Source organism: Microcoleus sp. MON1_C5, from assembly GCF_036701875.1.
Classification (GTDB): Bacteria; Cyanobacteriota; Cyanobacteriia; order Cyanobacteriales; family Microcoleaceae; genus Microcoleus.
This window is the reverse complement of the sequence record NZ_JAUBRN010000022.1, coordinates 93929-100372: the sequence shown is the minus strand read 5'-3', so window position 1 is coordinate 100372 and position 6444 is coordinate 93929. Positions and strand designations below refer to the sequence as shown.

At 43.7% G+C, this 6444-nt stretch carries 8 protein-coding genes and 1 pseudogene; 5 read left to right on the top strand and 4 right to left on the bottom strand.

Annotated elements, in window-relative coordinates; all coding sequences use genetic code 11:
• Positions 1–121: 121 nt before the first annotated feature.
• The gene (locus tag QUA71_RS13325) at positions 122–559 is read left to right on the top strand and encodes a hypothetical protein (RefSeq protein WP_333285557.1); all 438 of its coding nucleotides are present in this window, start codon (positions 122–124) and stop codon (positions 557–559) included.
• A gap of 1 nt (position 560) precedes the next feature.
• On the opposite strand, the pseudogene QUA71_RS13320 reads toward QUA71_RS13325, so the two are convergent.
• Positions 561–1022: pseudogene (locus QUA71_RS13320) on the bottom strand (DUF1348 family protein).
• Between the two features lie 52 nt (positions 1023–1074).
• Here QUA71_RS13320 and QUA71_RS13315 point away from each other — a divergent pair.
• From QUA71_RS13315 to QUA71_RS13300, 4 genes are all read left to right on the top strand, one after another.
• A complete protein-coding gene (locus tag QUA71_RS13315) occupies positions 1075–1806 on the top strand; it encodes a class I SAM-dependent methyltransferase (RefSeq protein WP_333285555.1) in 732 nt (243 codons plus the stop codon).
• A gap of 556 nt (positions 1807–2362) precedes the next feature.
• Positions 2363–2572, top strand: a complete 210-nt coding sequence (locus QUA71_RS13310; protein WP_015176940.1) for a DUF2997 domain-containing protein — start codon at positions 2363–2365, stop codon at positions 2570–2572.
• Between the two features lie 39 nt (positions 2573–2611).
• A complete protein-coding gene (locus QUA71_RS13305) occupies positions 2612–2998 on the top strand; it encodes a DUF1257 domain-containing protein (protein WP_006634895.1) in 387 nt (128 codons plus the stop codon).
• Between the two features lie 77 nt (positions 2999–3075).
• Positions 3076–3546, top strand: a complete 471-nt coding sequence (locus QUA71_RS13300) for a ferredoxin (RefSeq protein ID WP_006634894.1) — start codon at positions 3076–3078, stop codon at positions 3544–3546.
• A 94-nt stretch (positions 3547–3640) separates the two neighbouring features.
• Here QUA71_RS13300 and QUA71_RS13295 read toward each other — a convergent pair whose 3' ends face one another.
• From QUA71_RS13295 to QUA71_RS13285, 3 genes are all read right to left on the bottom strand, one after another.
• Positions 3641–3922 (bottom strand): YiaA/YiaB family inner membrane protein, encoded by a 282-nt coding sequence (locus tag QUA71_RS13295; protein ID WP_190662287.1) that lies wholly within the window; start codon positions 3920–3922, stop codon positions 3641–3643.
• A 319-nt stretch (positions 3923–4241) separates the two neighbouring features.
• A complete protein-coding gene (locus QUA71_RS13290; protein WP_333285552.1) occupies positions 4242–5336 on the bottom strand; it encodes a hypothetical protein in 1095 nt (364 codons plus the stop codon).
• A gap of 99 nt (positions 5337–5435) precedes the next feature.
• Complete coding sequence (locus QUA71_RS13285) at positions 5436–6413, bottom strand: hypothetical protein (RefSeq protein ID WP_333285550.1); 978 nt, start codon at positions 6411–6413, stop codon at positions 5436–5438.
• Positions 6414–6444 lie beyond the last annotated feature (31 nt).

Genomic DNA, 6444 nt, shown 5'->3' with positions numbered 1-6444 from the left:
GACATTTTCGGGTTCTATATTTTTTACTTCGTTCAAGTCAGTTACATGATACCTCATCTTTCTGATAAAGGCTATATCTTTTTTTAACACAGGTGAGTCAAATCTTTGCCCTGTCTGGCTTTTGGGCGGGGTTCTCACCCCGCCAGCAAAATTTAAAGGATTTAAAGCTAATGTCGCTTGTAAATGGAAAGGAAAATATCGCGGAGTCACAGTCAAAGAAGGATGGTTTATATTAACTAAGTTGAAAACCTTAAAAGCTGCTATAAGCGCTGATAAACAAAGATTTGATATAGAAGAAATGTTTAGACATTATAAAAGCGGTAGCTATAACATTGAAGATTGCCAAGTATCAGAACCCAGGCTATTGACTTTAATGTTGTTAGTAAGCATCGCTTATACAGCGAGAATTATTGAAGGAAAATTACTCAAAAAAATGGGAGTGCAAAAAGATGTAGCTCGTCCAAAACAACCCAAACGTATTTATCGTTCGCCCTGTACATTTCAAGTGGGTATGTGGGCGAAAAATTGGGTAAGTTTTATGGATATTTGTCAAGAATAAGTTAGAGAATATAGTAGTTTACACCCCAATAAACGGTCAAATTATCAACGATGTAAAAGGGCGGCAAAGCTGAGCAGAACTGTCTTGTAGCCATTTTTGTTACCCTTTCAGCTCTTCCCCTTTCCCTCTTCCTTCGATATTTTGGGATTATTTCAAGGAACAAATCCGCACTCTGACCCTCGTGCCACTGCTCTTCAAAGCGCACAGAAATCAGCTTCTTTGTAAAACTCCACAGTTCATTTTTCAAACAGTAGTCTAGTTCTTTTGCCCACTTTCGTTTTAAGAAAGCCTTGGTTTGTTACCTTCCACTGAAAAATTAGACAGGGTTACGCCACGGTGAATCTCCGGTGTAAGCTAAAGCTACTCGTTTTGGCTCGCGACTATTCCAGTCATCTTCTGCGATTTGAACTTTAGTTTTAGCAGTTTCCCGGGTAAAAGGTGGCAGTGGTGGTTTAGTTTCCATCGGGTTGAATGATTTTGCTCCTTTTCAACGAGTCATCGAACTTAGCATAATAATGAACACAGCACAAGACCACTATAACCAGCAACTTGCTGCCGTTTACAGTTGGATGTCAGGAAATCCTGAAGCAGCGATCGAACGAAATCACGCTCTTTTTTGTCAATTGGCGCTCGACTCCGCACCGCGAGGATTAGCCATTGATTTAGGTGCAGGCTCAGGATTTCAATCTATTCCTTTAGCGAAATTAGGCTTTTCGGTAGTAGCTATAGATTTCTGTGAGGCCCTACTTTCAGAGTTACGCGATCGCGCTAAACATCTTTCCATCCGTACCATTCACGACGATCTGCTTAATTTCTCGCAACATATTCAGGAACAGGCGCAGCTCATTGTTTGCATGGGCGACACACTTACACACCTAGAATCATTGAGTGCTGTCGATTCATTACTTTTGGACATTCAGCGCTGGCTGATTGAGAATGGGATGTTGATTTTAACTTTCCGCGATTATGTCTCAGCAGAGCTTCATGGAACTCAGCGTTTTATTCCTGTACAAAGTGATGAATTTACAATCCTCACTTGTTTCTTGGAGTATCAGGAAAACAGCGTAGCAGTCCACGACTTACTCTATCAAAAACAGGGCGATCGGTGGTCATTCAGTGCCAGTTCTTACCAAAAACTGCGGCTCAATAAAAATTGGTTGTGCGATCGGCTATCTGAAATAGGTTTACAGGTACTTCAGAACGAGATGATTAATGGAATGGTTTGTATCACTGCCAAGAAATTATAACCTGAAGTTCCCTCCGGCTGGGAACTTCAGCTTAAAAAGTCAACAGACTATGCTTCACCACGACCAGAAGTTACTGAAGGCGCTTCTGATCGACTTCTGATGTTAGCGCGATCGCAACCCTTCAGTCAAAGACTTGATTTGAGCCGCATTTGCCTCTCGCTGTTGGGCGATCCCCACTATCATGCAGACAAATGTCAATCACCTTAGCTTTATGTAAGTTAAGTACGTCGGTTCCCCTCGCACTTAACTTACATACCCACCCTCCGCGATCGCTCTTCCCTCCCGATCCCTCCCAAATAGCCCTTGCGAATATTCGCGACTCATGTATGACTTGACTGATGTCACGATCTACGCGAAACTTTACATACAACTGATGTATTGCTTCTACCTATTAATAAGTTCTGTTAAGTTGTGACTCAAAACCTATCAATTCGTCAAAATTGATATAGCGCTTTGTCAGTCAGCCAACTCTCAAGAAGCTACTTCAGGAGGCATCGTCCCTGGCTTGCTGGTGTCGGTGTCTGTTCTCAATATTCCTATTCAGTCAGCCCGCATTATGGAAACACTAGAGTTTGTGATCTATCCAGATGGCCGCGTACAGGAAACGGTCACCGGCATTGTCGGTGCTTCCTGTGCTGAGGTAACGGCTGCAATTGAAGCTCAGCTCGGCGTGGTGCTTCACCAAGAGTCAACATCTGAATATTTCACGCAAGCGCTGCATCAGTCAGCCGAAGCGACGGCCCAAGTGGCTTTTAGCGATTGGTAATTTTTTTGTTGAGTTCACTTAAGTTTTTTTGGAACCACCATGTCACATTTTAGCCAAATTAAGACCCAGATCCGCAATTTGAATTCTTTGGAAGCTGCTTTAACTGACTTGGGTATCGACTGGAAGTCGGGCCCGACTGAGGTGCGTGGCTATCGCGGCCTAACCAGCACCGCTGAGGTCGTGATTGAGCAAAAAAACGGCTACGACGTAGGTTTTAGCTGGAACGGGACTGAGTATGAATTAGTGGCTGACTTGCAGTTTTGGCAGCAAGCTTGGTCTGTAGACCGTTTTCTGAATAAGGTGACTCAGCGCTACGCTTACCATACTGTGGTGAATGAAAGCGCTAAGCAGGGTTTCCAAATTTCTGAGCAAAAGCAAAATCAAGACGGTTCGATCCGCTTGGTGGTGCAACGCTGGTGCGCTTAATAATTTTTCGAGATTTTTGCAATCTTGTCTCATCAAAGTCCGCTTTCGCGGACTTATTTACTCTTGTGGGGGTCTAAATGTCTGAGCTTTCTGGACTCGGAATAGATACAGCAAGCGATCGCTCTGGTTTAGAGCCGGAGTTGGGAGGATTTTTGCGGGATGCGCCCGATCGCTCTGGTTTGGAACCGGAATTGGGCGGTGTGTTGCGCCAAAAAGGTGTCTATGTTGATGAGATTACCTGCATTGGCTGCAAGCACTGCGCTCACGTTGCTCGCAATACTTTTTATATTGAACCGGATTACGGTCGATCGCGCGTAGTTCGACAAGACGGGGATTCTGAAGAGTTGATTGCTGAGGCGATCGACACTTGTCCGGTGAATTGCATTCACTGGGTTGATTACACCGAACTCAAGAATCTGGAAGAAGAACGCAAGGATCAGGTGATGCCTGTCGTTGGTTTTCCGGTGGATATGGCGACAGTTAAGGCCGGTATTCGCCAGCGACAAAAGAATAAGTTGCGCGATCGTAAGTTCAAAGGTAGCCATTGAAATCCCCAATTCCCATCCGCAGCTTGAAACCTGTGGCTCAAACAACAAAAACAGCCCGCGCGGGCTGTTTTTTGTATACATTGTATAGTCAAATTTATTTGAGAGGATGGTGTTCAGCAAGAATTTTCTCAACTCTAGCTTCGTCGATTCTGGCAGTTAATGTTGTTGCCTCGTTGTTATCCCGAATGGTTTTTGCTAAAGTAAAAGACGAGCCGACTGAAAAAGTTAAACCCATACCCATAAAAGCTTTTTGCCAGGGATCTACCTGTAAATAAATGATACCTACAGTAGTGGCGGAAATGGCAAGAATAAAAGAAAGCCAGCACTGAAGTATCCAAGCATTAGTATCTTTTTGGCGGATGATTTGTTTTTGCATAGTGCCTCTAAGTCAAATATATCTTTTGGTTCATTAACTTAAAGAATAGATAGCGTGAGTGAAGCGGTCAGGAGAGGAAGGGACAGTTTCGATAACTGAACAGTGCGATCGGGCTTTTTACTAAATATTTCAACGCTGTAGAGAGGGTTTGAGCCTCAAGCAAGACTCGCAGCGAGTGGACAGTTTGAAAACTCCACTAAGAAAAGCTAGTTTTTTCTCAAAATAGCGTAAGGTGCGCCGAAGAGCACCTTACTTCTCCCAGTCGGCCTCCGCAGACTGCGTTTGACTCTATGCAGCGGTTTCAACCGCCGAGTCCGATCTACTTATTTTTCTGCTGAGTCTTCGCTTGTTCGATCGCAATTTCCCTCACTGCTTGCAAAGAACTCAAATTCGATGCTCCCTCAATCGCCTTCACCGCCAAATCTTGAACCTGTTTCAAAGCAGAATCTAGTTGTTTCGACAAGCTAGCAAGGCGCGCATCTTGATTTTGAATTGTCTGCAACATCCCTTGAATTTGCAGTTCATAATTTTGCTTTTGCCCTTCGATATCTTTAGCAGACAAATCCGCCTTAACTTTAGCTTGGTAATTGCCAATATTGCGGCCGTTATCTTTCCCGTTCTTGATATTAGCTTCCAGTTCTTTCGGGAAAGCTTCTACCTTCGCTTTCACCTCAGCATAAAGTTTTTCGCGTTCCGAAATAGATTTTTCGCGTTCCGCCCACTGTTTCTCCTGTTCTTGCTGAAACTCTTCGATTTCTTGATACAGCCTTTTCTGGCGCTGTTGGTATTCCTCGATGTCCAGATTTCGCTGAAGATTCAAATCGTAAGCATACAACTCTTCATCCCGCTGGCGAGCTTTTTGGTGGTTCTCATTGCGTTCTTTAACGGCCAACTTTTGCAGTTCCTGCTCTTTTTCCCAAGCTTGCCGGCGTTCCAACAATTCCTGTTCAACAGTTTCGCGCTGTTCGCTGAGTTCCGCACTAAATGTTTTGGCGCTTTCTTCGTATTGTTGGATTAAATTGTCCAGCGTATCTTCTGCAACATCTTCTAAACTATGCAACTCTTGCAGTTGTTGGATTTCGTCGCCGACAGTTCGCTGCAATTCCCCCAGTTTAGACGCTTCTGTTGTCAGTTTTTCCGACAGTTCGCTGACAGCGGCACCGAAGCCAAATTGCAGTAAGATTAAATTGTCGATCGTCCCCTGCATTTTTTGTTTGGTTTCAGTTAACTCCATTGCTTTTCTTGCTTCCGCTATTGCTAGTTCTTGGACTGCAATTTCTGGTTTAAAAATATTGGCAGATTTATCGTTATTAAGCTGCTTCAGTTGCGAATCCAGTGCATTTTTTTCCTGTTCCAACTGTTTATAAGCTTCTAATATTTCAGCCTTCGTATTTTTGTCATTCATTCTCGCCATCGCTTTCATCTCCTAACTTTGTTAGTCCGCATCGGCGGACTTTGTTTGACAAGGAGCGGTTGAAACCGCCGATTATTATCACAAATTGAGCTACAAACCTTAAGCTTTGGTAGCAAAAGCTTTCATTGCCAAGTCTTGCGCTTGCTTCATCGTCGCTTGCAATTGTGCAGAGATTTCGGCGATTTGTTCGGTTTGTCGCCCAATTGTCTGCTGTAGAGATTGCACTTTCAATTCATATCCCTGCTTGCTTCCTTCCCATTCTTTCTCGACTAAATCTGCCTTGACTTTAGCTTCGCGAGAAACTTCTTGAATTGCTTCTTCTTTCGCTTTGACATAAGCCTGTTTGAGTTCTTCTTCAAATCCAGCCGCTTTTTTTTGATTCTCTTCAAACTCCGCTTGATTGTCACTCAGGACTTGTTCGCGTTCTACCCAGTTTTTCTCTTTTTCGCGAGTAGATTGCTGCAAGTCCCGTTCTAGTTTGCGTTTTGTTTCTTCGTATTCGTCAGTTTCGACTTTGCGGGTGCGTTCTAATTCGTAGTGATAATCTGCTGCTTCCCGCTGGCGTTCTTTTGTTGTTAGTGCAATCTCTTCTTGAATTGCTATGTCAAACTCTTGTTGTTCTTTTTCCCAAAGTTTGCGTTTTTGGGTGGTGTCTTTTTCGATAAGTTCGCGCTGGTTGGCGCTGTTTTGTTCGAGCAGGGTCAGTTTTTCTCGGTGCTCTTGAGTTAAAATGTGGAGGGCGTCTGCTACAACTCTGATTTGCTGCAACTCTTGCAATTGTTGGGCTTCTATTTCGATCGCGCGTTTTAATTCGTCTAATTTTGAAGATTCCGCCTTCAGTTTTTCGGAAAGTCCGCTGGTGATACTGCCGAAATCTAATTGTAAGTCTGCTAAGCCTTTGACGATGCTGTCAATTGTGTAGGTGGAGGCGACTTCGAGGAGTTGTTTGTTTTTGGCTTTTTCGGCGGACTGTTCTTTGGTTTCGACTTTAGATTCGATCTTTTTTTTGTCGGCTAAAATCTGCTGAAAGTTTTGCAAAATGTGGGCTTTGCTATCCTTGGCAGTTGCTATTGTCATAATGTTGGCTTCTCCTGATTATAACTTTTCG

Excerpts from the sequence above, each read along its gene's own strand:
- QUA71_RS13315 (WP_333285555.1), top strand. The coding sequence starts at position 1,075 with ATGAACACAGCACAAGACCACTATAACCAGCAACTTGCTGCCGTTTAC.
- QUA71_RS13310 (WP_015176940.1), top strand. The coding sequence starts at position 2,363 with ATGGAAACACTAGAGTTTGTGATCTATCCAGATGGCCGCGTACAGGAA.
- QUA71_RS13305 (WP_006634895.1), top strand. The coding sequence starts at position 2,612 with ATGTCACATTTTAGCCAAATTAAGACCCAGATCCGCAATTTGAATTCT.
- QUA71_RS13300 (WP_006634894.1), top strand. The coding sequence starts at position 3,076 with ATGTCTGAGCTTTCTGGACTCGGAATAGATACAGCAAGCGATCGCTCT.
- QUA71_RS13295 (WP_190662287.1), bottom strand. The coding sequence starts at position 3,922 with ATGCAAAAACAAATCATCCGCCAAAAAGATACTAATGCTTGGATACTT.
- QUA71_RS13290 (WP_333285552.1), bottom strand. The coding sequence starts at position 5,336 with ATGGCGAGAATGAATGACAAAAATACGAAGGCTGAAATATTAGAAGCT.
- QUA71_RS13285 (WP_333285550.1), bottom strand. The coding sequence starts at position 6,413 with ATGACAATAGCAACTGCCAAGGATAGCAAAGCCCACATTTTGCAAAAC.